This is a genomic window from Thermostichus sp. MS-CIW-36 (assembly GCF_054059035.1).
On the sequence record NZ_JBSSBR010000039.1, the window covers coordinates 1 to 23,015 of the forward strand.

The 23,015-nt window shown below is 56.4% G+C and carries 19 protein-coding genes, 1 pseudogene and 1 CRISPR repeat array; of the genes and pseudogenes, 3 read left to right on the forward strand and 17 right to left on the reverse strand.

Annotation, left to right across the window (positions count from 1 at the left end):
• Positions 1-59 precede the first annotated feature (59 nt).
• A CRISPR array of direct repeats spans positions 60-1,513; the repeat unit is 36 nt; unit sequence GTTTCCAATTTCTAGGGATCCCCCCGAAGGGGGAAC.
• A 251-nt stretch (positions 1,514-1,764) separates the two neighbouring features.
• The 10 genes from cas2 to csx2 form a co-directional block, all read right to left on the reverse strand.
• A complete protein-coding gene (cas2, locus tag ACVWVQ_RS12875; protein ID WP_414389456.1) occupies positions 1,765-2,043 on the reverse strand; it encodes a CRISPR-associated endonuclease Cas2 in 279 nt (92 codons plus the stop codon).
• Positions 2,043-3,032 carry a CRISPR-associated endonuclease Cas1 gene (gene cas1 / locus ACVWVQ_RS12880; RefSeq protein ID WP_457508853.1) on the reverse strand — a complete coding sequence of 330 codons (990 nt, stop codon included), beginning with the start codon at positions 3,030-3,032 and terminating at the stop codon, positions 2,043-2,045. The genes cas2 and cas1 overlap by 1 nt, the downstream gene beginning before the upstream one ends.
• Positions 3,032-3,331, reverse strand: a complete 300-nt coding sequence (gene csx18, locus ACVWVQ_RS12885; RefSeq protein ID WP_099812781.1) for a CRISPR-associated protein Csx18 — start codon at positions 3,329-3,331, stop codon at positions 3,032-3,034. The genes cas1 and csx18 overlap by 1 nt, the downstream gene beginning before the upstream one ends.
• Before the next feature lie 32 nt (positions 3,332-3,363).
• Complete coding sequence (locus ACVWVQ_RS12890) at positions 3,364-5,349, reverse strand: RAMP superfamily CRISPR-associated protein (protein WP_457508855.1); 1,986 nt, start codon at positions 5,347-5,349, stop codon at positions 3,364-3,366.
• A gap of 30 nt (positions 5,350-5,379) precedes the next feature.
• Positions 5,380-6,021, reverse strand: coding sequence for a Uma2 family endonuclease (locus tag ACVWVQ_RS12895; RefSeq protein WP_457508857.1), 642 nt, complete (start codon positions 6,019-6,021; stop codon positions 5,380-5,382).
• Entirely contained in the window at positions 6,021-6,419 is a 399-nt protein-coding gene (locus ACVWVQ_RS12900) for a hypothetical protein (RefSeq protein WP_457508859.1), read from the reverse strand. The genes ACVWVQ_RS12895 and ACVWVQ_RS12900 overlap by 1 nt, the downstream gene beginning before the upstream one ends.
• A gap of 24 nt (positions 6,420-6,443) precedes the next feature.
• Positions 6,444-7,214 carry a type III-B CRISPR module RAMP protein Cmr4 gene (gene cmr4, locus ACVWVQ_RS12905; protein WP_457508861.1) on the reverse strand — a complete coding sequence of 257 codons (771 nt, stop codon included), beginning with the start codon at positions 7,212-7,214 and terminating at the stop codon, positions 6,444-6,446.
• 50 nt (positions 7,215-7,264) lie between these two features.
• Positions 7,265-8,404, reverse strand: a complete 1,140-nt coding sequence (locus ACVWVQ_RS12910; RefSeq protein ID WP_457508863.1) for a type III-B CRISPR module-associated protein Cmr3 — start codon at positions 8,402-8,404, stop codon at positions 7,265-7,267.
• Positions 8,401-11,376 (reverse strand): type III-B CRISPR-associated protein Cas10/Cmr2, encoded by a 2,976-nt coding sequence (gene cas10, locus ACVWVQ_RS12915; RefSeq protein WP_457508865.1) that lies wholly within the window; start codon positions 11,374-11,376, stop codon positions 8,401-8,403. The genes ACVWVQ_RS12910 and cas10 overlap by 4 nt, the downstream gene beginning before the upstream one ends.
• A 202-nt stretch (positions 11,377-11,578) precedes the next feature.
• The gene (gene csx2, locus ACVWVQ_RS12920; RefSeq protein ID WP_457508867.1) at positions 11,579-12,850 is read right to left on the reverse strand and encodes a TIGR02221 family CRISPR-associated protein; all 1,272 of its coding nucleotides are present in this window, start codon (positions 12,848-12,850) and stop codon (positions 11,579-11,581) included.
• A gap of 166 nt (positions 12,851-13,016) precedes the next feature.
• Here csx2 and ACVWVQ_RS12925 point away from each other — a divergent pair, with 166 nt between their 5' ends.
• Positions 13,017-13,766 carry a Uma2 family endonuclease gene (locus ACVWVQ_RS12925; protein ID WP_457508869.1) on the forward strand — a complete coding sequence of 250 codons (750 nt, stop codon included), beginning with the start codon at positions 13,017-13,019 and terminating at the stop codon, positions 13,764-13,766.
• 132 nt (positions 13,767-13,898) lie between these two features.
• On the opposite strand, the gene ACVWVQ_RS12930 is transcribed toward ACVWVQ_RS12925, so the two are convergent.
• The 3 genes from ACVWVQ_RS12930 to ACVWVQ_RS12940 form a co-directional block, all read right to left on the reverse strand.
• Entirely contained in the window at positions 13,899-14,459 is a 561-nt protein-coding gene (locus ACVWVQ_RS12930; RefSeq protein ID WP_414341810.1) for a formylmethanofuran dehydrogenase subunit E family protein, read from the reverse strand.
• A 373-nt stretch (positions 14,460-14,832) separates the two neighbouring features.
• Entirely contained in the window at positions 14,833-15,747 is a 915-nt protein-coding gene (locus ACVWVQ_RS12935; protein ID WP_414351627.1) for a S1 RNA-binding domain-containing protein, read from the reverse strand.
• Positions 15,748-15,825: 78 nt separating this feature from the next.
• The gene (locus tag ACVWVQ_RS12940; RefSeq protein ID WP_414332250.1) at positions 15,826-16,266 is read right to left on the reverse strand and encodes an RrF2 family transcriptional regulator; all 441 of its coding nucleotides are present in this window, start codon (positions 16,264-16,266) and stop codon (positions 15,826-15,828) included.
• 130 nt (positions 16,267-16,396) lie between these two features.
• Between ACVWVQ_RS12940 and ACVWVQ_RS12945 the strand changes: the two genes are divergently transcribed.
• The gene (locus ACVWVQ_RS12945; protein WP_457508871.1) at positions 16,397-17,392 is read left to right on the forward strand and encodes an AAA family ATPase; all 996 of its coding nucleotides are present in this window, start codon (positions 16,397-16,399) and stop codon (positions 17,390-17,392) included.
• A 24-nt stretch (positions 17,393-17,416) separates the two neighbouring features.
• Here ACVWVQ_RS12945 and ACVWVQ_RS12950 read toward each other — a convergent pair whose 3' ends face one another.
• Positions 17,417-18,445, reverse strand: coding sequence for an ABC transporter permease (locus ACVWVQ_RS12950; RefSeq protein WP_457508873.1), 1,029 nt, complete (start codon positions 18,443-18,445; stop codon positions 17,417-17,419).
• Positions 18,446-18,670: 225 nt separating this feature from the next.
• Between ACVWVQ_RS12950 and ACVWVQ_RS12955 the strand changes: the two genes are divergently transcribed.
• A complete protein-coding gene (locus ACVWVQ_RS12955) occupies positions 18,671-19,627 on the forward strand; it encodes an NAD-dependent epimerase/dehydratase family protein (protein ID WP_457508875.1) in 957 nt (318 codons plus the stop codon).
• Between the two features lie 103 nt (positions 19,628-19,730).
• Here ACVWVQ_RS12955 and cobW read toward each other — a convergent pair whose 3' ends face one another.
• The 3 genes and pseudogenes from cobW to ACVWVQ_RS12970 form a co-directional block, all read right to left on the reverse strand.
• Positions 19,731-20,789, reverse strand: coding sequence for a cobalamin biosynthesis protein CobW (gene cobW, locus ACVWVQ_RS12960; RefSeq protein WP_457508877.1), 1,059 nt, complete (start codon positions 20,787-20,789; stop codon positions 19,731-19,733).
• Positions 20,790-20,921: 132 nt separating this feature from the next.
• Entirely contained in the window at positions 20,922-22,301 is a 1,380-nt protein-coding gene (psbC, locus tag ACVWVQ_RS12965) for a photosystem II reaction center protein CP43 (RefSeq protein WP_369791763.1), read from the reverse strand.
• A 187-nt stretch (positions 22,302-22,488) separates the two neighbouring features.
• A pseudogene (locus tag ACVWVQ_RS12970) lies at positions 22,489-23,015 on the reverse strand (photosystem II D2 protein (photosystem q(a) protein)); the annotation flags it as partial.

The following is a 23,015-nucleotide window of genomic DNA, read 5'->3' on the forward strand; positions in this document are numbered from 1 at the left end:
AGGGATCCCCCCGAAGGGGGAACAATTCGTTACGTTTATGGTGACTGGCGCAAATATTTGTTTCCAATTTCTAGGGATCCCCCCGAAGGGGGAACACTCCAATGGAACTGACCTCAACCGAGGTCTACAGAACGTTTCCAATTTCTAGGGATCCCCCCGAAGGGGGAACAAGCGTAGCTACTTCTAGCTTTGCTTTATAAATTTCTTGGTTTCCAATTTCTAGGGATCCCCCCGAAGGGGGAACTACCTAAGGAGACTAATTATGGCTAGTAAAATGGCAGTTTCCAATTTCTAGGGATCCCCCCGAAGGGGGAACTATCTACATACCTACGCAGGGCTATACATGCCTTAAAGTTTCCAATTTCTAGGGATCCCCCCGAAGGGGGAACTCAGTATTCCCTGCCAATAGGAGGTTGGTTATGGCTAGTTTCCAATTTCTAGGGATCCCCCCGAAGGGGGAACGCTCATATTTAGTAAACAACTTAAGTGTAGTAACTACTGCAGTTTCCAATTTCTAGGGATCCCCCCGAAGGGGGAACATTAAATTGTCCGCTGAACAGTTAACGAAGCTAAGTTTCCAATTTCTAGGGATCCCCCCGAAGGGGGAACTTGCGATGTTCTGGGGCGAACACGCACGGGGGGCTTACATCGTTTCCAATTTCTAGGGATCCCCCCGAAGGGGGAACCCTCTGGTTAAACGTGCCGCCAGGGGAGCTACCGATTAGGCGTTTCCAATTTCTAGGGATCCCCCCGAAGGGGGAACATTCATGGTTAACCTCCCTTCTACAGGGATAAACAAGTTTCCAATTTCTAGGGATCCCCCCGAAGGGGGAACGACGATTTAACTGGGGGGACGCCATACGGTTTGTCCGGTCGTTTCCAATTTCTAGGGATCCCCCCGAAGGGGGAACAAGATGTAATCAAAGAACTCTTCGTCGCTGCAGACTTTGATGTTTCCAATTTCTAGGGATCCCCCCGAAGGGGGAACTACTCGGGCGGGTCTATCTGGGCGATGCCCTTCGCTTCGTGTTTCCAATTTCTAGGGATCCCCCCGAAGGGGGAACAGGTTAATTATGGCTAAGTATACAAAGGAACAAATCCTGTTTCCAATTTCTAGGGATCCCCCCGAAGGGGGAACCTGGGTGTTCTTTCTTATCCCGAAAGGGAGAGGAGTTGTTTCCAATTTCTAGGGATCCCCCCGAAGGGGGAACGATCCGAGCCAAGCTCGGTGGTCGCTGAAGCAGCTAAACGGTTTCCAATTTCTAGGGATCCCCCCGAAGGGGGAACTTCCCGTAAAGGGAGGTAAATATGCGTTACACTAAGGAAGTTTCCAATTTCTAGGGATCCCCCCGAAGGGGGAACTTCAGCCTCTACCGGCTTCTCCATAACCCCGACTACAGTTTCCAATTTCTAGGGATCCCCCCGAAGGGGGAACTTCACTCGGGGACGAGTTCGTAGCCTTGGCTTTAATCACCTCGTTTCCAATTTCTAGGGATCCCCCCGAAGGGGGAACTCCACCCCTATTAAACCCAAGCAGGGCAAGGAATGCAAGACCCATTTGCGAGGGATCCGGAAAAAAGTCGGCAAAAAGGGTGCTGGCGAGGGGGCTTTGGGGCCGGAAAGCCTTGTGGCGCAAGGCGTCGAGGGATCGGACGAAAGAATCGGCCTTTGCGGCTTTTGGCGGATCGCTCGCGCAGGCGTTGATACCGTTTGAGTGTGCTTTTGGAAACACCGAGTGCTTAAGTAGGAAGAGACTTGCCTGAGCTACACAATGACCGAGCTGGGGGGTGCAGTCAGGGCAGGCCCACCCCAGATTTCCACCTGGGCGAGGGCATAGCTAGTGAGCGGATAGAAGCGGACGCTGTCTTCCTCGGGCTTGATCTTCTTGCGGAGCCGCAGTTTGAGCTCCTCGAACTTGTCTTTGTCGAGGACGCACTCAAACACGCTGTATTGCACGCGCTTGCCGTAGCCTTCTAGCAGGTCGGCAATTTTCTTGCGTCGCTTGTCGCAGGGAGTATCGTAGGTAACAACATAAAGAAACATCAGCGAATCCGGTAGGGCTGGTACAAATCTTGAGGATTATAGACGGATTGCTTAAACTTTTTAACTTGCTGCGTTAGCAGATCCCAGCGGGGTTGATCTCCGTCAGGGGTCTGGATGGATCCCTCCATTCTTTGGATGAAAGCTGTAAGGTACTTTTTCCTGCCACTATCACTTAGAAAACAGCCACCATCGCGATACTCAAAGTCTTCTTCGATGTTCATAATGCCCTTGTTGATCAGCCAGAGGACTATTGAATCTACAATAGGCGCCCGAAATTCTTCCAGTAAGTCCGAAACCAGAGCAGCATGGCGTTCACTGCTAGCGTGCAAGCAACCCTGATAGGGATCCAAATCTTGCAGCTCAATCAGGGTTAATAGATGGTTCCAGAGCACCATGTAGCCAAAGCTGAGCATGGCATTAACCGGGTTAGTGGGCGGCTGTCGAGTGCGGTTAAGCAAAACAAAGCCCCTTTGCTGAAGGCAATTTCCCAATTCCGGGAAATACAGAGCCGCAGCCGCTCCTTCAATGCCCCGCAATTGATCTAGAGACTTGGCCTCAAGAGCTTGAGCAGCCAAATGTTCCAGACTGCGCAGGGTCAGATCCCTGGTTTCGCTGGGGCGCTGCCTAAGTTGTCGCATCAACAGCACGCGGCCATTGAGGAGCTTAGCTCGCACTATTTGGGCTGCTGTTTGCAGTCTCCATGCTTCAGGGAGCGCCTGTTGCCAATGGGCCAGGCGGCGGTAGCCCCTTTCAATGGGAATGAGGCGACCGTAGCAATAGCCGAGCCGGGAGAGGTAGGCAATGGGGATATTGCGCTTCAAGCACTCCCTCACAACATCGGTAGTCACCTGAGAGCGGCCAAAGATTAAAATTTGCTCCAGCAAGGGCAGAGGCATCTCTTGCAAGAGCGACTCGCCCAAATGAACCAGCACAAACTCTTGCCTGAGGCTTAGCCTGCACCCTTGCTGGGAAACATACAAGGTTCGCATTATTGATCATCTCGACGCAGACTCTCTGAGCCTCGCCTTGGCTCTATGGAAGTGCTGGTCTTGGATTGGCGCTCTTCTGGCAAAACCTCCACGTCAATTTCAGGGCTTGACAAAAGATCCATGACCATCTCTGTTAAGCTTCCAGAAAAGAAGCTGGCAATGGCAACCAAAATAGTGTTGGTAATCACGGCTGCCAGGCCCAAGGGAGCAATGAGCAAAATGGCCAGTGTAATCGAGCCATTGATTACGGCTGTAACAAGGTTTCTGAGAACTTTGGCATTGATCTTCTTTTTGGGCATTTTGTTACTCCAAAAATTCTTCGAGATTTCTTCTATCTCAAGGGCCAGATTACTTGAAAATCATCAGCATCTTTCTTGAGCTCCTCAAGATACTTTTTCCTAGGATCTGCCGTTGCCCCAAAAACGGTAACCACTTGGTAATCACCCAAATCGGCAATCCAAACCGGAGAGGGCAGAGCACCTCCCTGTACACCCCCGCACAAGAATTTGTCGTACCGGCCTTCATCTTGTCGGCCTAAGCGATGCAAAGTTGCCAGGGCATAGGGTTTGTTGAAATCTTCCTCGCCGCTGCAGACTACGATCCTGCAGTTGGCATCCACCGCTTGCGGCCATTTATCCCTCTGAACCTGGCCAGCACTTCTTGGGCTATCGGGGTTAATGGCCTGCTTGGTTAGAGTCTTGAGAGCGTCAAAGAAGTTGCCCAGGCGCTTTTGGAAAAGCTTCTGAAACCCGGCCACCGACTCCGCCAGCTTCCAAAAGGCATCCTCCGACCTGGGAATTAGGGTAGAGCCGCGCCACCAGGGAGCCCGCTCCCGGTTCTGGCGGGAGTAGCAGGGTCTTCTAGCTCCTTGACCCACACCTCCCAGATGGAACATCATCCAGGTGAGGTTAGTAAAGAGCTTTTCCACCGCCTCTTGATCTTCCTGGGAAGCATAGTTTTGACACTCGCCAGAAAGACTTAAGATGAGGATCCCTTCTTGTCGGCCTGCGGGTCTATTTCTTCCTTCCCGATTGGGCTCTGGCTCCGGCTGAGAGACTTTGCCATTTAGGAGATCTACATGGATCCAGCCGTGTTTTTGCTTAGGGGTAATGGCGCCAAAAAGTTGCCCTTCCCACTCCTGCACCTGATCGACCGGCAAAACTCCCAGGGCAAAGGTGCGGAACCAATAGCGCAGCATATTCTTAAAGGCTACGGGCCGCACTTCGGCGATGGATCGGTTGTCGTAGCGATTCTTATCGGGCCTCCAGTTGACTACCTGCCGTCCGTGAATGAGTTGGCCTTTTAGCTCAAAGGGCAGGCGCAAGAATTCTCCTTGGCTCTTGTCCAGTGATTTCCCTAAGGGGATCAGCCGACCGTAGCCGGTATTCACCTGGGATCCCACCCCTTGCTCCAGCCCGCGGATGAGCCATTCTTTCACTTGGGCTAACATCTCGTCGGTGCAGCCTGGGCCTTTGCGCAGGCCAATCAAAAAAGTGGCTTGCTTGAGAGAAAAGAAGAGGTTGGGATTAGGTGAGTATTCAAGATTTTGACCGTTCCACTTCCAGATATTATTGGCAATATCGACAGCTAGACCTCCTGTTCTGGAATTATCGGGATCCCCTTGTCTTTGGGGACGGGTTGGCACGGGGTAGGCATCTAAAAAGATCACCTTGCCAGCACTATCTTTGTCCTCAGCTTCTAGATGCCCAAGCCAGGGTGCCACTGCTTTATCTGCCTCCTCCCAAGACAGATTGTGCTTCTGCATCAACTCTCGAATAGCCTGGGCGCGGGCTACCCCCCGCAAGGTGGAGCTGGGAAGGTAAGGGATCCCTAAGTGATCAAAAGCGGGCAGCAGCATGCTCTCCGGGCCTTTGGCTCCGCCTACCCGAATTCGCCAGGGACAGGTGACCTGAAAAGTGTTTTTTTCTCCGGCAATGCGTTTGATGCGAGCATTCAGAACTTGAAGACGCGCTCCGTAGTTTGCCTTTGCTTCTGCCTGGTGCACCAGATCGACTTTGGCTCCGTCTTTGAAAGGAGTTGCTGGAGCCCTCATCCAACGCAGATATTCAATAAAGCTAATAAAGCTCGCTGTGGGATCTGGGCTGGGGTTGGGATCCAAGGGATGCCCTAGCCAGGGAGAAGGTTGGGAATGGTTGCCGCCCCCTCCACCACCACTCCCCCCTCTCTGATTGGGGGGATGGCCTCCTCCTCGACTTCCTGAACTTGGCAGACGGCTGGGATCCCCTTGCTGAGGTGAGCCTGGTCTTCCAGGACGGGGAAGGGGTTGTGGAGCGTTGGCAGGACGATTGCTAGGCATTTGATCTTCTCCTAAAGCTGGAAAGCAGTATTAGGAATTGCCAAGGGTTTGCCGAAATTTGCGCAACATAGCGCTGGTGCCAATTTCTAAGGCGCGTCGAATGAGTTGAGGCACAAGCCTGGGGATGTCGAAGTCTGGGAAAAGCCGGCTGCAGCTCGATTCTACGTAGTCTTCTCCCTGCAGAATAAATATCCGCAAACTTCGCTCACCCAAGAGCCAAACTTCCGGCACGCCAATAGCTTTATAGGCATCGATAAAGGTTCGGGAAGTAATGTCGGACTCAATGGCCAGATCAGGCGGGGGCAATAGATCAACATCAATTCTTCCCTCACACCCTCGCATCTGCTCCAGGTGATGGACATAAAAGCAGGTGTCAGGCTCCACCCCAGCACTGCCAGACTTTTTAAGGGTTGTTGAGCCAAAGTCTTCCCAGTCTCTCCCTTGAGAATCAAGGAGAGCTTTCACAATATCTCCGGCAATGCGGTGAGGGCGCTCATGTTTGGACAAGGGAGACATGATCTCTAACGTGCCGTTGTAATAGGCAATGCGAGTGTGGCGGTCTTCCCCTAACTCTTCCAAGATGCTCTCAAAGTCTTGCCAAGTCAGCGAATGGATGACCACTTGGCTTCCTTCACACAGGGAAATAGACTGGATTGGAATGGCTACGCTCATTAGTCCCCTCCGCTAACGTCATCGTCATGGTAAATGGCTGTAGCCCAGAAGCTGAATTCTTGCGCCAAAGCAAGTCCCAGCCCTGTTAAACCCAGGTACTCTTCAACTCCCAACCCCATGAGACGATCCAGGCCGTTGGATTTGGCAATTTCGTTTTGACCGGAGATCTTTTCTAGGCAATCGAAAAACTCCTTGACCACCTCTTTTTTGCCCTCTTGGCTAAGGGCATCTTCTTCGGCCTTGAGGCGCAGCAGGCCCCAAGTAGAAAGATAGGTGTAGAGCTCCACAGCCTGGTTTTTTTGCTCTTTTAGCCTTTCTGGATCCCTGGTTTGTGCTCTGAGCTGGCACAGGGATTCGTAAACGGGCTTGGCCATTGTGCGCGGATCAAAGCTATTCATAAAACCTCCCTCCTAGGTTGAGATCTAGTTCAAAGACAGCTCCACAAAGCCTCGGCCCAAGCTTTCCTGGCCGCCAATCTGCATAATCTGGTTGGATTGCAGCAGATCTCGAAACTCTTTCATCACCTCTTCAGAACTGCCATTTGCTTGGGCTGTAACCCCCCAGGCAAAGTACATCAAGCTATCAGGAGGAATGGCCTCTTCATAGCGGAAGCCTCCTTCCACAACCTTTTGCTCGCTAAGCTTGACTTTCACCTGCCGCCACAGGCTCATTTGAATGAGGGTGGCACAATGCTGATCTGGTAAAACGATCACGCGACTGATGTTGGGGTCTTTGGTGTAGCTCTCCCATCCCGACCATTGTTTGAGACCTTCTTTGAGAATGGCATCTTTGAGGTAAATGGGTCGGTCGGCCTTCAAGCTCGTACTGTAGGGATCCGGCACTGGCAGACTCTGGCCTGTTAGCCGCAGCCAGCGCTTAAGCAGAAGCTGGCAGCTTATCCACACCACCCCATGGCTAAGGGAGGGCACAGGGATCCACAGCAAAGAGCCATCCCCAATCCAAATGGATCCTTGGGTAAGCTGATCCCCTTCCCCAATTTCGTTGCCAAAGAGCTCAAATTTTTTGTCTTTATCGGCCACGCTGGCCCGCAACCTGCCCCGAATGGTGCTGGAAGGGATGTAGGGCAAATTGGTGTGGGATTCGCGGGCAATCCCCAAGAGGTTCCCTTCTTGGGCAGTGCCGCCGGTGTGCAGAGGGGTCAACAAGGTGAGATAGACTACGTGAAAAGCCATAGGAAAACACTCCTTCATCAACTCTGAAACAGAACTTCAAACACCTGCGCTCAGTCGGCCCAACGGAGCCAAAGCAATTCGCTGTAGCCCAAAAGCCGCGAGCGATAGAAGACGTTGGGCCGGCCATCTTCCAGCTCCGGCTCTTCTTGGTTGAGGGGGGCTGGTTGCTCCAGGTAGTAGACACTGCCAGGAGGCGCTGCAAAAACTTGAGGAGCGGGTAGGCTGATCTGTCGCGACTGTTGTAGAGAATCCACCCGCAGGCGGCCGTTGATGGGAACGGGCTTGCCGGTGGCCACGCTCACCAGGGGGCCGGTGAGGGAGTGAGCAGGATGGGGAGTGGCCAATCGCCATTCCCACGGCCAGGCGCGGCAGAGGGAACGCCCGTCCACCTTTTTGATGAACACACCTGGGGTCACCAAGTAGGCCAAAGCGCGTCCGGCTTGGCAAAAGGCGGCCTGAGAAAGGTCCTGCAACTGCTGCCACTGCTCCTGCAGCTTCGGACAGGGGGCCAGCAAAGCGCAGTGGCCTTCTCCCCCCAGCCGCAGCACTGCTTCCTGATTAAGGGGTAGGGGATCCCAGGCTTCGCGATCGGGATCCCAGCACTCGATGGAAAGGGCCAAACTCCAGCCCGGCTGAAGACGGATACAGGTCTCCACAAAGTAGCCATCGGCTTCTCGCACTTGCCGCTTGCTCACCTGCAGGGTGTTGTGGGGCCGCACTTCATACTTCAACGGCGGCTTGACGGCCTGGCTGAGATCCCAGCCTTTGCCTTCCAGCGCCTTTTGCACCACCTCGAAGGGCAGATAGCCTCCCGTTTTTTTCTTCTTGCTGCTCTGGCTGCCTTCGGGTTCCTCCTCTGCTGGCCTCAGGGACACCAACGGGGCTGGCCGGGTGGGATCCCAGCGGCAATGGAAGTAGGGATCCGTCTTGTCCAACCAAGGAACGGGAACAAGGGGGGATCCGTCTTCCAGGTGCAAAGGGGCGGGGAAATAGAGCCTTTCGTCATGGCAGAGAAAGGGGCCCCGCAGCCGCAGCGTCAAGGGCTGGCCCAGGTAAGCCTGGATAGCACCAGCAAGGGTATGGCCGCTAGGGGGAAAGCTGCTGTTGGCCCAGGCCCGCTCTCCCGGGGCAAAGGGCTTAGCATCTCGAAACATCCACACATCCAAGGGTGATAGGGTAAACCAACTCATCGGCCGTTCCTCCCCAATTTCACGGTGCGGTTGCGCAGCACAAAAGCCGCCAGCTTGAACCAGTTTTTGATCTCCAGATCCCACTCCTGGGGCTGGGCGGGCAGGCTGTGCTGCCAAAAATGCTGGATAAACTCCACAAGCTTGTTCTGGAAGTGCTCTTTCTGCTCCGATTCCTGTTTGAAGAGATCCCGGCGGCTGCAAAAGAGCGTGGCCCAGGCTGGCACCGCCTCTGGGCTGGGGGCAGGATGTTGCTCCCACAGTTGGGCTGCCTGCTCAAACAAGGAGCTTTGATCCTGCTGCTGGCCCATGAGCTTCCAGTCAAAATCAAGGAGATCCTTCCACTTGTCGAACGTGTCGAACTTGCTGGTGCTCACCAGTTGGTTGCCATTGGCAAACAGCACCCGCACCTGCACGCTGTCTTTGGGGCAGCCATGGGCATAGAGGTGGCCCTTGGCTTCTTCTTCCGCCTGCCAAAGGTTTTCCAGGGCAATGGCCAGAGGCACCGAGTGATGGGCAATCACCACGCCGAAGCTGATGGTGGCTGCGGATCCCAGGGTAAAGAGGGGGCGCCGGCTCAAACCTTCGGGAGGCCGCCCTTTTTTCCACTGCCAGTAGTCCCCCAGGTTCTCAAACTCCCGCCAGTCATCCTCTCCCCCCCGGAAACACTGGCGAATATCCCACAGCCAGCCATCCCACTCCCAGAGGTTGGTGTAGGCCAAAACGTCGTCCCCGCCGGCGTAGATGAGCTTGCCTGCATAGCGTTGCTCTGTTAGGTAGGGCACCAACTGGCCGGAAAAATCCAGCAGGGCGCGGCTTAGGGCGCTGTGGGTGGCAGGCCCCATGCGCTTGCGGCTGTTTTTGACAAACTTCTGAAAAGCGTCTTTGACTTGCTCCAGCTCCTCCTTGTCCTTGCCAAAGACCTCGCCAATGGCTTCCGTTTGCCCGTTGGCCAGCCGCTGTAGGGGTTGAGGCAGATAGTCGTAGTAGGATTTCATCTTCTCGCCCCTGAGCCATTTGCCCATGTCGTCCCCATCCCCGGCAGCCAGCACGTACCAACTGGCGGGGTTAACGCTGGGGTAGTAGCGGCCTAGAAGCGTCTCGATGTCCTGCCGGTAGCTTCTTTGCGTTTCCTCGTCCAGCTCCAGGTCTTCCACCAGCCAACCAGCATTGAGCAGACGGGGATGGTAGCGCAGGTTCTGCCGGTCGGCCCACGGGATCCCCCATTTGCCCCGCATTTCCCGCAGCACCCCTCTGACCTCCGGGTAGCGGGCCTCCACTGCCTGACAGGCCTGCTCGAAGTGCTCTCGTTCCCGTCGCCCTTGGGTTTTGAGGTAGCCGGCTACGCCAGCGGTGAGATCCGGGTAGGAAGCGGCAATCTGGTCTTCATCCAGCTCGCGGAAGAGCTCCGGCAGCACTTTGTACAAGCCCCGCTTGAGGGTTTCGGTGGCATTGAGCTGTTCCCGGCCATCGAAGAGTCCGGCCTGCCGTTGCCAAAGCCGCCGACTCTCCCCTTCTGTTATCCACCCCTGCCGCGGTGAGGGATGCACCACCGGCCCCAAGCCCGAAACGGTGCTGCGCGGCCCAAACGCAACGGGGAGCTGCCAATCGCGGGCCTGCTTACAAGCGGCTTGTAGCCGCCGACTTTGCTCCACTGCGGCTGCCCACCAAGATCCGACGTTGAGTCCGGCCTTGTATTGGCGGCGCTGTTGTCTTTGGGGATCCCAAAAGCTAGCCCGCAGAAACTCCAGCTCCTCATCCCCGAAGAGCTTTTGCTTGGCCTCTAGGTGATGGGTGCGGTTTTGGGCGCTGACCCAGGGATCCTCATCAATGGAAACCTGAGGGGGCTTGAGGATGCCGGTATCCTTGAGGGCATGAGCCGGGGATCCCAAGGGCACGGCTGCCCAGTAGTGCTGCCACTGGTGCTCTAGCCACCCTCCCCAGGAGGGATCCTCTGGGTGCAACTGCCTCAGCCAGCGGCGATCCCCCTGCAGGTGATCCAGCACCCTCTGGGCCAACTGCTTCCATTCTTCCTTGAGGGTCTGCTGCGCCATCTGCATGGCCGCTTGCACCCGGTCTTCCGGCAACAGCAGCAGGAGCACGTTGGGAAAACCGGCGGTGAGCAGGGCGTTGGCAGAAGGTTGAGGGATCCATTCTTCAAATTCGGGGTACTTCTCCCGCAGCCAGTGGTCGATTAACGGCTGGCCGTAGAGGCTGGGGTAGAGCAGACAGTCGGGGCCGTATTTCTCGGCAAGCCGCCAACTCATGCGAGCAGAAAGGTAGTGCAGCAGCCAGGATCCGGCCCAGAAGTCCCGCATCTTGCGGCTGGCTTTGATCAACTCCTGGATGGGGTTGAAGGTAAAGCTCACCAAGAAGGGTCGCGTGGGCTCCTCGTAGCCGGCCAAACATCCCGCTAGGGCTGCGGTGACGCTGGCGTGGCTCCACAGGGATCCGTCTGGCAGCCGGGTTTCTGCCGGCAATAGCAGCAAGCTCTCATCCCCAAACTCCTGACAAATGGCCTGGGGAAAGCACCGCCAAAACCACCAAAACACTTTTTGGGGATCCGTCTCCTGCCAAACCCAATCGGGGATGGCGCTCTCCTCCCGTTCCATCAGGTAGTCTGCACGGGAGCCGGCATCCTTGAGGGCTTGGTGTTGGTCATCGGCCAATTGCCAAAAGTGCTTGCGCCCGGAGAGCAAGTGGCTCATTTCTAGTCCAAGACCCAAGTTGCGATCCTCAACTTGATAGTTGATGGCTATGGGCAAATGGCCAATGGCCGCGCGGTCGCTGGCCGAGGCGATGAGATCAGCATCGCCTATGGGAGAGGATCCCTCGGCTTTGGGAGAAGACCATCCCTGCATCGCCGCCAGTCTGGTCCACAGCCCTTCCTTGGAGCGGCCAGTCCTGTCGTGTAGGGCTTTGAGGGCGGGATCATGTAACAGACCCCAGAGCTTAGCTTGCCAGTAGTAAGACATGGTGTTTTCGCTGGAGAAACAGAACAGTTAGGAACTCCTCGAACAAGGAACAAAACCCCGGTAGCCGCCCGATGTCGTGGCTACAGAAGCTACAAAACAAAATCGATCTGATCCCGGCCAGCCCTCAGTTTTCTTCAGTATTTCTCAATAGCCGTTGTTTGACCAAAAACCCAGAACCTGAGGGCGAACCGATGTCTTTAGCCTACGGAGAAGTGGAAAGATCCCCTTCCAACTTCCCTTCTGCCCAGGTCAATTTGGGAAACAGCTCTTCCAGGCCAGGCAGCAGGTCTTGCAAAACAAAGCTTTCTAGAGCTTCGCTGTTCAAAGGGTCTAGATTCATCTGCACATGGGCAACATCGTTGCGGTACTGGCTGAGGCGAGACCAGAGGTTGGCAAGTTTCTGCACATCGGGAACATGGGCAGCAATGTCAGGAGGCGCCTGGGGCTGGTCTTTCCGTGGAATGAGGGATCCCAGTTGGTGTTCGATCTCCTGCCGCGCTTCCCGCTGGCGGTAGTTGGGCAGCCCCTCACACAAGCAGAGGGCCGAGATCACCCACTCCCGAGCTAAGAGAATTGCCTGCGTGGTGAAGCGTTTCTCCACATACCAGCGCAGCAGTTGAAATTGCTTTTGAACTTGAGCCTTGGCATCCGTAGCTCTGTCTGCTGGCAAAGCCAGTTGGCTGTAGCTGTCTTGAATGCTTTGCAACAGTAAGCCAAAGGGCTTGGCAAATTGGCCCACCTCTTCTGCCAACTCCTGGGTGGAGTGCCTTTGCAACCTAAGCAAGTCATCCTCCAAAAGGCTGACCGGTCTTACCAGCTCCAGGGAACGAGAGATATTGCGGATGGCTTGGCCAAAGTTCTGCAGCCGGATGGGCTTGGGATCCCTTTTGCCGAGCTTTGGTTGGCGGTAAAAGTCCCGTTGAACTGTATCCAAAAGTTGGCCCAACTCCAGCGCCGAGCCGGTGCTGATGAATTTGTCGGTAGCCGTCAGCCAGTCCAAAAGACGAAGGGCGGGGGTGAGATCGATGATGGGTGTTTCCTGCTGGTCTTTGAGATAGAGACCGTAGTACAGCCCCTGAATATTTACATTCTTGGCCTTGCGCAAAAGGGCGGCTCCCAAGAGCACCAGTACGGGGATGGAGCGAAAGGCGTGGGTGATATCGAAAACCAGCCGTGTGTTGGCCTCGATGCTATCGACCAGCACATCGAAGATCTGCCAGGTCTCTGCCTCGGTTTTCCCTTCAGGAATGGCCTTGGCAATTTTCTCCACGTGGGGGGGTAGGCAGTCCTGTAGATGCTTCCAATGGGTGTCATGTGCTTCTTGGGTTAGCAGCACAATCACCCTCTCGATGTCAAAGAGCTGACAGAGGGCTTTGGCAACATAACGGGTTCTATCGGCTTTCCGCTCCCCAAAAACATACACCGTCTCGCTGTAGGGGCTGGTGCCTAGAGTGGTCAAAAGGGTATTAGCCATAGGGATCCTCTCGATGACGGCTTTCAAGCATTGAAGCACGGGCATCTTCAAGCTACTGCAGCTTGGAAGCCCCCCCTTCTCAAGTTGCCTGGAGAGGGTTCTGGGTTGAATGTTGCCCTATCCTCTCACGAAAAGTGGCATCCTCTGCTCAGCCGGTGCCAGAAAGATGGGGATCTCTACCCCCAAAATTGAGTGGAGCCATCTTGCCGCTGGATTTGGATCCCTGCTCGACAACTGTTTCAAAACGGTGGAGGTGGGGGATGTCAGAGCTAGCCTAGACAGAGATTCGGCCATCCTAAACAACGGGGATCCTGTGATGCTATCGACTCCAGAGTTGTCCATTTCAGGTCAAAAGCTAACTCCCGAACAGTTTCTGGCCTTGCCGGAGGGGGATATTGTCTATGAGCTAGTCGATGGGCGGGCCGTCTCCAAAAACGAACCCATGTCGCCAAAACGCTTCCATGCTCGTCTCCAACCGGTGTTGTGGCAAATTTTGGAGGACTGGTGCTCTAGCCCTGAGTGTCCTAAGCCTGGGTCAGCACATACTGAGTGGGCAGTTGTTTTAACACGAAAGGCAGAGCCCTGGATCCCAGTTCCTGATGTTACTTACATCTCTAACGAGCGATTGCCGGTTGAGGCCATGACCGATGAACCTTGTTTTGCCATTCCCGAGTTGGTGATCGAGATCCTTTCTCCTGGCCAGAGTTTTGGAGCCATAGCTCAGAAGGCAACCGATTATCTAGAAGCTGGGATCCCCAGGGTTTGGGTGGTGGATCCCCAAGCCAAGAGCATCACCGTCTTCTATCCCGATGCCCCGCCGCGCACCTTTACGGGATCCCAAGCCATTCAAGATGATTTCCTGCCGGGTCTAAAGGTGATCCCTCAAGATGTATTCGCTCAAGCCCGGATCCCTTAGGGGGTACCTAGCGAGCCCACGATAATCAGAGTTAGTTCCAGAAAGAGAGCATCCGGCAGAGGTGGCCACCCATCTAGGTCTGGAGCTGATTGGCTCAGGAATGCCGAAGGGATCCCGAAGCGATATTCCCTGCTAGGGGCTAATGGCGAGACGGAAAAGCTTCTCATCGGCCAGTTGAAGAACTTCCTGCCCTGCAGCCGCCAGTTGTTCCGGGGGCAAGTTCCGGTATTTGTCAATAAACTCGGGCAAAACTTGAAACTCCACCCGCTTGCCGGTCTCTCGATGGATGACCACACTGCGCATTTTTTCAAGAGATTCGACCTCCACCAGCTTCAAGTTCAACTTGCCCAAACTGGCTCCTGTTGCAGCATGCAAGCCATCCACAATGCACACGAACGGGATCTCTGCCGGCGACTCGTGAATGACCTCCACCAGAAAACGGTTCCTAGAAGTGTGGGGAGTTGGACTCATCAAGCCCAGCTCCTGCAGAGCGCGCATCCCCATGCGATAGCCGACCACGGCCCAAGGCCCAGCTCCGCCATGAATTTCCGTTACTCGCTGAATGGCCGCCGCCGTCGAGTCCGTTGCAGAACTGGTGACCGGATGAGCTGTCGCCGGCGCTCCCAGAGTTAGCTGAAGTGCAATCAGCAAAAGAGAAAGCTGCTGTGGCTTGGCAATGGATGACAGGTTCATAGGCAGCGAGAGAGCTGATAAAGAGGAGATGGGTCAAGCCATCCTAAGCTCTACCCTTCGAGGTTGCCTATGCGGGGGTAGGGGATCCAGCCCTCTTCTGGGAACTCTTCCGAAAATCACCTCCTGGCTGAAGAGGGCTAAGACCAGTGGTATTGTCAGAGGTAAGCCCCTGGGCGTTGAGCACAGGCCCCTGCAGGAGTAAGGGTAGTACTAGAGTACCGTGATTTTCCTCTGATTGCCGTAAGGCGTTGAGCACAGCCAGGATCCACCTTCCACTTTGAGGTTTACGGAGGGGTGATTTTCCTCTGATTGCCGTAAGGCGTCTTGCTTTCCCTCTGCAGGTTTTGCATCCGAACTCGAGGCAGAGATGGGATCAGATGACTTGGCCGTCGGATGTTATTCTCCCCTTGAGTTTACCGGCCCGCTCTTCGGCCTCCTCCATAACCCTGTCCAGCTGCTCCAGCACCTCGCCCGGATGCTTTTCCAGCACCCGCAGGGAGAGGGCCATCCGTCCCTTGGCCTCATCCACATCGATGACAACAGCTTTGATGCGTTGGCCTGGTTTGAACAAATCCGGTAGCGAGGCTACAAAACTTTGGCTGACCTGCTTGATGTGCAACAGCCCGGTTACCCCTTCTTCCAAGTCCACAAACACACCGAAGGGTTTTAGTCCGCTGACTTTGCCTTCCACCACTTGGCCACTGGTGTAGCGGCTCAGGTTCTCGGACTTTACAGCCGCCCTTTGGGAGAGCACCAGCTTGTTGGCTTCTGGGTTCACCTCGATAAAGCTTGCTGTCAAGGATTGCCCCACCAACTCCTCCAGACTTTCCCGTTGGCTGAGGTGGGATCGGGGAATGAAGCCGCGCAGCCCCTGCACATCCACCACCACCCCCCCTTTGTTGGTGGCGATCACCGGAACGGTTACCGTCTGGCCGTTGGCTTGCTTCTGGGCCAGCTCTTCCCAAAGCCGCTTCAGCCTCAGCCGCCGCGCCGAGAGCACAATTTGTCCTTCTGCATCTTCCCGCAGGATGAGAAACTCGGCTTCTGTCTTTAAAGGAAAGAGCGCACTCAAATCTTCCCCTGGGCGGATCCCTGCTTCCTTGAGGGGCAAAAAGGCCGGGGATTTGCCGCCAATATCCACCAGAGCGCCATCGTTCTGATGTTGGAAGATGCGGCCTTGCACCACCTGCCCCGGTTGAAAGCTGAGGTTTTGCTTGTCTAAAGCCTGGGCAAAATCTTCCGCAGAAAACGTATCGGCAGCCTGAGAGCGAGAAGAGCGAACGGTCATGGAAAGGGCTCAATTCAAAAAGCAATGTGTTTCAGGATAACCCAAAACTTGCCAGGGATCCCAGCTCCAGCCTCTGGCCTAGATGTAGTACATGAGCCGAGCCTGTTGCTGTTGTGCCTGCCGGTCGCAGAGGTCTTGTAGGGTGGTCTTCTGGAGAATGGCTACCGCCGCAGCTTGGGCATCTTGCCAGGCCTTCAGGAGCACTTCCCGCTCTGGGGTGAGATCGCCCGAGGGCAAGTCGCGGGAGCGGGTGAGATCTTCCCCCTCGATGGCCTGGATAACATCCAGCAGCGAGATCTGCCAGGGTGCTCGGGCCAGGAAGTAGCCTCCCTTGGATCCCCGTTGGCTGCGCACCAACCCCTGTCTGCGCAAGGTGGCCAGCAATTGCTCCAAGTAGCGGTCGGGTATGGACTGATGGGCCGCAATTTCTTTAATCTGCAGCACCTGGCCATCGCTGTAGTGCTGGGCCAATTCCAGAAGGGCCAGGAGAGCATATTCACTTTTGCAAGACAGTTCCAAGATATCCATCCTTGTGGAGGGCTTAGGTCTATGATACTCCGGTTTTTCACTGGGGTTTAGCGGGATCCCGCCCTGAGCTGGCAATGGGATCCAGCCTGTAAGGTGGAATAGGCCCCTTTGGGAATGGTTTATGGCGAGTGTCAGCACCCGGTCTAGTTCAGCACGGATCCCAGCGGAGCGATTACAAACCTTGCACCAACAGATTGGCAAGCTGATTACCAATATCGAATCCGTGTTTCAGGGCAAATCGCAGGTGGTGCAGGCGGTGGTCACGGCCTTGGTTGCGGAAGGTCATGTTTTGCTTGAAGATGTGCCCGGTGTAGGCAAGACCACTTTGGCGCGGGCCATCGCCCACAGTTTGGGAGCCAAGTTTCAGCGGATTCAATTTACCAGCGACCTATTGCCGACAGATATCCTTGGCCTCACCCTTTTCAACAAAGAAAAAGGGGATTTTGAATTTCGTCCCGGCCCCATTTTTGCCCACGTGGTCTTGGCGGATGAAATCAATCGCACCTCGCCCCGCACCCAAAGTGCCCTGCTGGAGGCAATGGCGGAAAAGCAGGTTTCGCTGGACGATCGCACCTACCCGCTGCCCAGCCCATTTATGGTGTTGGCCACCCAAAATCCTTTGGAGTACCACGGCACCTATCCCCTCCCAGAAAGCCAGTTGGATCGGTTTTTGGTACGGCTGTCGATTGGCTACCCCAGCCCTGAGGTAGAGCGAGCTTTACTCTTGCAACGGCAACAGGCCGAGCCGGTGGATGCTCTGCAGCCGGTTCTCTCCCTGATGGAGTTGCGAGAGATTCAGTCGGCGGTGGATCAGGTGTATTTGGATGGATCCCTGGCGGACTATCTTCTGCAGGTGGTGCAGGCCACTCGCGTGTCCAAGCTGCTGCGGGCGGGGGTATCCACCCGTGGAGCCCTGGCCTTGGCGCGGGCAGCACGGGCTCAGGCGCTGGTGAAGGGGCGCAGCTTTTGTTTGCCAGAAGATCTGCAAGCACTGTTCGTGCCGGTACTGACCCATCGGGTTTCTCTGGCCGGGTCGGGAGAGATGGCCGGCAACCGACGGCAAGAGGCTGAGGCGGTGATTCGGGATATTGTCTCCACAATTGAGCCGCCTGTTTGAGGGATCCGTAGCAGCAATGGTTAACTACAGCAGTGAGTCGGGTCGGATCCGGGGATCCATCCACATCAGGAGCAAATCGGCCAACAAATTGCCCAGAATGAGCATCACGGCCCCCAGCAGAAGCCCCGCCATCACCACATTGATGTCGAAACTTTGAACAGCCTCCAAGAGCAGCTTGCCCAGCCCCGGCCAATTGAAGAAAAACTCGGCAATAAAAGAGCCGCTGAGCAGATTGGCAAACTCAAAGCCCAAGATCGTGATCAAGGGGTTGACGGCGTTGCGCAGCGCGTGCAACCAGATCACCCGCCACTCTGGGATCCCACGGGCCCGCGCCGCCTGGATGTATTCCTGCCGCAGCACATCCAAGAAATTGCCGCGCGTAATCCGCTGCAGCCCGGCAAAGCTGGTGATGCTCAGGGCCAGCGTGGGCAGGAGCAGGTGGCGGCCCAGATCTAGCAACTTTTCCCCCAAACTAAGCTCGGCAAAATAAACACTGGTCATCCCCCCTACCGGCAGACAGCTCACGTTTTGGGCCACAATTAGCAGCAAAATGGCCAGCACGAAGCTGGGCATGGCCTGGCCCAGGTAGCTGAGCAACTGCAACGCCCGATCCAGGGGGGTGTTCTGCCGCAGCGCCCCCAGGATCCCAAGGGGAATGGCGACCAGCCAAGTCAGCACCACAGAGGACACCGCCAACAGCAAGGTAGCGCCGGCGCGGGAGAGGATGAGCTGTGCTACTGGCACGCGATAGGTGTAGCTCACCCCGAAATCCCCTTGCAGCAGGTTGCCCAGCCAGGTCAAGTACTGCCAAACCAAGGGCTTATCCAACCCCAGCCGCGCTTCCTCTTGGGCAATAAACTCCTGGCTGACACTGGGATCCGCCCGCAAGGGATCCAAAAAATCTCCGGGGGCCAGTTGCAACAGCAAAAAACTGAGCAGCGTGATCAACAGCAGCACCGGCACCGCTTGGGTCAGCCGCTGCAAAACCAAGGCCAGGGGAGGCCAAAGGTCAAAAGCGCGGGAACGGGAAGGCGGAGAGGAGGTTACAGCCACAGATGCAGATGGATACCTTAAGTGGTGCGCTCTTTGAGTTGGATTCTTGTCGAACTATGCTGACATCCTTGCGGCCAGATTTCCAGTGTGGGATCCCTGCTGAAGTTTGCCCAGTCGAGCGGCTCTCTTGCAGGGGAATTGAGGGCTCAGGCAGTCCGGCAGACAGAAGCTGAGGCGGTACACTAGTCAGAAGCTTTTTTCATCGAGTCCCGTTGGGAAGACCTCTTGCGAAATCTGTTTCTTACCGGCGCTAGCGGCTGCCTGGGACACTACGTGTTGGAGCGCCTGGCCCAGCAAAGGGATCCCGAGTTTCCGGAGCGGCCCGCCTACCACCTGTACGTTCTCATCCGCGAGACCAGCCGCCTGCGGCTGCCCCTGGAACGACTGCCCGCCCCTATCACCCTAGTACCCGGCGATCTCCTGCGCATCCGGGAACACGCCGCTCTGCTGCGCCAGATGGACGGGCTGATCCACATGGCGGCAGCTTGGGGGGATCCCGCCCTGGCTTGGGCCGTGAATGTTACCCACACCCTGGAGCTCTTTCAGTTGTTGGATCCGGAGCGCTGTCAGCAGGTGATCTACTTTTCCACGGCCAGCCTTTTGAACCAGGACCTGGAGCCTTTGGCCATTGCCGGACGGGCCGGCACCGACTACATCCGCAGCAAGTACGAGATGCTGCTGCGGCGGCAGGAAAGCGGCTTCTGGCCGGAGCGCCTGCTCACCCTTTATCCCACCCTGCTCTTTGGCGGCAGCCCCCACCACCCCTACTCCCACATCACTGCCGGCCTCAAGGACGTTCTCCGCTGGCTGGATCTGATCCGCTTTTTGCGGGTGGATGCCAGCTTCCACTTTATCCACGCTGCCGATGTGGCCGAGATGGTCGCCCACTGGGTGGCCCATCTGCCTGGTGGTGGCGATTGGGTGTTGGGCAATCCCCCCCTCTCCTGGGATGAATGTGTGGAACAGATGTGTGCTTATTTCAAAAAACGGATCTATTTCCGAGTGCCTCTGCCCCCGGCTCTCGTTCGCGGCTTGGCCTTTCTATTTCGGGTGCGGCTTTCAGCCTGGGATGAGTTCTGTCTGCGCCAGCGCCATTTTGTTTACCCGGCCATTTCCCCAGAAACCCTGGGTTTGCGCTGCCACTTCCCCACCGTGGCCTCTCTTTTGGATACCTACCTCTAGACCACCTTTGAGTAACAGTAGAACTGGACGCTACTTCCTTTCCCTCTGGGACGGGGGGATGAGAGCCGAGGACCCAAGGGATCCCACTCGCCTCCGACAGGGATCAGCCGGTGGGGGCCACCGTTTCTCTGATGGCCAAGGCCTGGAGCTGGGCGGCAATGCGCTCGCGGTTGAGGTTTTGCCCAATCAGCACCAGTCGGGTCAAGCGCGGCTCCTGGGGTCGCCAGGGGCGGTCGTAGTAGGTTTCAAATCGGGATCCCACCCCCTGCAGCACCAGGCGCATCGGCTTGTAGGGGACGGCCACAAACCCTTTTATCCGGTAAAGACATTCCTCTTGGGCCAACTGGCGTAGCTGAGCCACCAGGGATCCCGGCTCATAACCTCCCTCCAAGCTGAGGTAGAAAGACTCAAAAGCTTCGTGCTCATGCTCCTCCCCGTGATCGTGGTGGCTGGGGCGGCGCTCGAGCTGGTCTTCCACCGCTGCATTAAAGCCCAAGAGCACTTCTGGGGGAACCTGCCCCCGCTCACAGGGGAGAATTTGGATCCCAGGGGGCAACCGCCGGCGCAGCCAGCTTTCCACTTGCGCCTGTTGCTCAGAAGAGATCTGATCCACCTTGGTCAGCAACACCAAATCGGCGCAGCTCAACTGATCTTCAAACAGCTCCTCAATAGGAGTCTCATGATCCAAGCTCTCATCTGCCTGTCGCTGGGCCTCCAGGGCCGCCGGATCCCCCACCAGTTGCCCGGAGGCCAGAGCCTGACCATCCACCACCGTAATCACCGCATCCACCGTGGCGCCTGTACGAATGGTGGGCCAGCGGAAAGCCTGCACGAGCGGCTTGGGCAAGGCCAGTCCTGAGGTTTCAATCAAAATGCAGTCTAGCTCCGCCCGCCGCTGCAACAGAGCTTCCATGGTGGGCAAGAACTCCTCCTGCACCGTGCAGCAGAGACAGCCGTTGGCCAGCTCCAAAATGGGGATGGATCCCTCCCCCTCACACAGTTGGCAATCCCGCAGCAACTCGCCGTCGATGCCCACTTCGCCAAACTCATTCACCAACACGGCAATGCGGCGGCCCTGGTTCTTGAGCAAAAGGTGACGGATCACCGTGGTCTTGCCGGATCCCAGAAATCCGGTGATGACGGTAACAGGGATCTTGTGCATCTGCTCTGATGACTCAGCGCTCTTCAGTTTCCACCCCAAACTTTCTTTCTGCCAATCCTTGAGGGGGGGATGCCCAAAAAAAGGCCCCCGGCAAGGGGGGGCCAAAGGTACATTCCAGAGGGACTTATGCCCTTATCGGATCGGCTTCATCCGGTAAACCGGCTCGTTCTCGCGGCTGATCCCTTTCTCAAAGCCAGCAGCGGCAGCGCGAGCGCGACCGGCATGCCACAGGTGGCCGACAAAGAACAGGAAGCCGAAGATGAAGTTGTGAGCAGCCAACCAGGTGCGCGGGCTGGTGAAGTTCACCGTGTTGATTTCAGTAGCCACACCCCCCACCGAGTTCAGGGATCCCAGCGGCGCATGGGTCATGTACTCCACTGCACGGCGGGCTTGCCAGGGCTGAATGTCGTTTTTCAGCTTATCCAGATCCAACCCATTGGGGCCCAGCAGCGGCTCTTTCCAAGGAGCGCGCACATCCCAGAAGCGCATCGTCTCACCGCCAAAGATGATCTCGCCCGTGGGGGAGCGCATCAGGTATTTACCCAGACCGGTGGGACCTTGGGCTTGGCCGATGTTGGCCCCCAAGCGCTGGTCGCGCACGATGAAAGTGAGAGCCTGAGCCTGAGATGCTTCTGGGCCAGTGGGGCCGTAGAACTCGCTGGGGTAGACGGTGTTGTTGAACCAGATGTAGCAGGTGGCAATGAAGCTCATCAGCGAAACCGCCGCCAAGCTGTAGGAGAGATAGGCCTCCCCAGACCAGATGAAGGCGCGGCGGGCCCAACCGAAGGGCTTGGTGAGGATGTGCCAGATCCCACCGGCAATGCAGATAATGCCGATGTAAATGTGGCCACCGATCACATCCTCCATGTTGTCAACGCTGATGATCCAGCCTTCCCCACCAAAGGGAGATTTGAACAAGTAGCCGAAGATCACGGCGGGGTTCAAGGTGGGGTTGGTGATCACCCGCACATCGCCACCCCCTGGAGCCCAGGTGTCATAGACACCGCCAAACCACATGGCCTTGGCCACCAATAGGAAAGCCCCCAACCCCAACAGGATCAGGTGGATCCCCAGGATGGTGGTCATCTTGTTCTTGTCTTTCCAGTCGTAGCCGAAGAAGGGGAAAGACTGCTCCAGAGTTTCTGGGCCGCGAATGGCGTGATAAATGCCCCCCAACCCCAGCACGGCGCTGGAGATCAGGTGCAGCACCCCGATGACAAAGTAGGGGTAGGTGTCAATCACCTCGCCGCCCGGGCCAACCCCCCAGCCCAGAGTGGCCACGTGGGGCATCAGGATCAGGCCCTGCTCATACATAGGCCGATCCGGCGTGAAGTGAGCCACCTCAAACAGCAGCATCGCTCCCGCCCAGAAGACGATCAGGCCAGCGTGGGCCACATGGGCGCCCAAAAGCCGACCGGAGAGATTAATCAAGCGGGCATTTCCAGCCCACCAGGCAAATCCGCCTTGGGTGCGATCTTGCACCACTGCAGAACCAAATGTTGTCGAGGTCACAGAGACCAACCTCCAATGATAGTCAGGAACAAGAGACACCAAAAAAAGTTTAGTTAACGCGAGCGCCTGCCGTTGGGCTCCCTGTCCACTGGGATCCGCGGCAGGGGATCCCTTGGGCAAGCGCTCATCCTCACAGAGCAGATCTCTAGGGATCTACCGCAGCTAAAGTCGAGCGAGCTCAGTGGGTTTAGAGCGCATTGCCGCGGGGGAGGACTTCTTCAGGGAACTCAAAGCGCTCATGGGGCTGGTCCTGCGGCGCCATCCACGCCCGAATCCCCTCGTTCAGCAAAATGTTCTTCGTGTAGAACGTCTCAAACTCAGGGTCTTCCGCTGCCCGCACCTCCTGACTGATAAAGTCATACGCCCGCAGGTTCAGCGCCAACCCCACTACCCCAATGCTCGACATCCACAAACCCGTCACCGGCACAAACAACATGAAAAAGTGCAGCCACCGCTTGTTGGAAAACGCTATCCCAAAAATCTGGCTCCAGTACCGGTTGGCCGTCACCATCGAGTAGGTCTCCTCCGACTGCGTCGGCTCAAAAGCCCGAAAGGTGCTGGCCGCATCCCCATCCTGAAACAGGGTGTTCTCCACCGTCGCCCCATGGATGGCACACAGCAGCGCTCCACCCAAAACGCCAGCCACCCCCATCATGTGGAACGGGTTCAGCGTCCAGTTGTGGAACCCCTGGAAAAACAGCAAAAAGCGGAAAA